At 38.6% G+C, this 1781-nt stretch carries 3 tRNA genes; 2 read left to right on the top strand and 1 reads right to left on the bottom strand.

Going from position 1 to position 1781, the window contains the following annotated elements:
- Positions 1-95: 95 nt before the first annotated feature.
- Positions 96-171 (bottom strand) — tRNA-Val (locus CXF89_RS19125).
- Positions 172-1441: 1270 nt separating this feature from the next.
- Here CXF89_RS19125 and CXF89_RS19120 point away from each other — a divergent pair.
- Positions 1442-1517 (top strand) — tRNA-Ala (locus tag CXF89_RS19120).
- A 37-nt stretch (positions 1518-1554) separates the two neighbouring features.
- Positions 1555-1630, top strand: a tRNA-Glu gene (locus CXF89_RS19115).
- Positions 1631-1781: the final 151 nt, after the last annotated feature.

The raw sequence follows: 1781 nt of genomic DNA, 5'->3' as shown, positions 1-1781 counted from the left end.
TTCGCCGTTACTTGTAAGTAGCGGTAATGCTCTCTATTTTCTAATTGAGCTTAGGACCCATATAGAATTTAGATGTGAACACTTTAATTAAAAAGTGGTGGGTGATACTGGACTTGAACCAGTGACCCTCGCCTTGTAAGGGCGATGCTCTCCCAACTGAGCTAATCACCCACATCTAAACAACATTGCATTGCTGCGTTGTTGTGGGGCGCTATTATAGATAGAGTTGGAAATGTGTCAACACTTGAATGATAAAAATGTGCTGAATGAAGGTTTTATAAACAATAGGATATGGTTGAAGTCTATTTTATCATCAAATTTGATATTGCAGTTCAATTAAGCACCTAATAAGCTCCTAAAAGTGAGTAGGGAATTGTATTTTATTAATCTTAAATTTAGCTTCACGATACTTATTGTTTTTTTTTACTGGAGTCGTTTTTATGATTATGAGCAAGATGGATTAATATTAGGGCGAGTTATTTAGCTAATAGAGTTGGCCTTTAAAAATGAATTTAATTTAAACTTCCCCAAACGAATGATACTTACAATACTCTAAACTTTATTTTTGTACTTGTTTTATTTTTTATAAGCCAACCTAGCCAATTCGAAAGACGCACTCCTCACTAACAGCTTTTCGGGTTAAGACTAGGGCGTGTTGATCTATCGAGGTTAAATTTGCAGCAGTATGTTAGGTGTTTAGGCAAGGCAGAGCCTATTCGTGTGGTATTCCCGATAAATAGGCGATAACGCAGAATAAAGACCAGACATGGCTGCCCGAAGGGTTCTGCCCAGGGGGAATTACTCTTTGTTGCTCGGTTTTTAGTTAGCCCACTAGGTTACAAACCTCGCGCCGCGATTTAATCGCCCCTAGATTGAACAAATTTCAATCCACAAAGGTCAACATGCCCTAAATAAATCACACATAGCTAAAGTTTTGTACATAGAATTACGAAGCTACAATGTTCTTTAAAAAATGTTCTTCACACAATAATCGACTTTTCTCAGTACGAGCTACGCTGGTTATTAAGCGAGTGAAGGCTGTGGGTACTCTCAAACCCACATTTAAACTTTGGTTATTATAAGTAATTATAACTTTTAAAAGATTAAGGCTATTGGCGAGGCCTTAATTGGTAGTTTTTAGATAAATTCAATTTGCATATAAATGTATACCTTTGCTTTGATGTAGTTTTGTTGCATTAATTAGGGGGAGTAGGGTGTTGTTGAGTATTCGCTGCGATATAGTGATGTTATTATAAGCAGTAGGGCTAGAATATTATTCAAATTGTATTTTTTAGCACGCTTGATAGCCAGTTTGTTGAAAATTAAACCATTTAAATAAAGCTAGGTAAAAAACTGTTGACTTTATTTTGGGTGGTGCATAGAATGCGCCCCGCACTAAGCGATACACGATGTGTTTATCACGACGGGTATTGATTAAGTTGGGGCCATAGCTCAGCTGGGAGAGCGCTTCGCTGGCAGTGAAGAGGTCTGCGGTTCGATCCCGCATGGCTCCACCAAAAATTAGTGTTTTGTCCTAGGGTAGCAGTTTTCTGTGTCCCCATCGTCTAGAGGCCTAGGACACCGCCCTTTCACGGCGGTAACAGGGGTTCGAATCCCCTTGGGGACGCCACTTAACTTTTATTAGTTAAAGGCGGTTTTACCGAGAAAATAGCGTCACAATTAAAGCTCGAGTCTTTACTTGTATTAAACGCAATTACCTTAAAGCTCATGATGTGAGTTAAACTTATCAATTGTCCTAGTGACACACTTATGTGTCCCCA

Origin of the sequence: Pseudoalteromonas sp. MelDa3, from assembly GCF_002863625.1 — a bacterium.
Lineage (GTDB): Bacteria > Pseudomonadota > Gammaproteobacteria > Enterobacterales > Alteromonadaceae > Pseudoalteromonas > Pseudoalteromonas arctica.
Note: the sequence above shows the minus strand (reverse complement) of the source record. Positions and strands in the feature narration are given on the sequence as shown.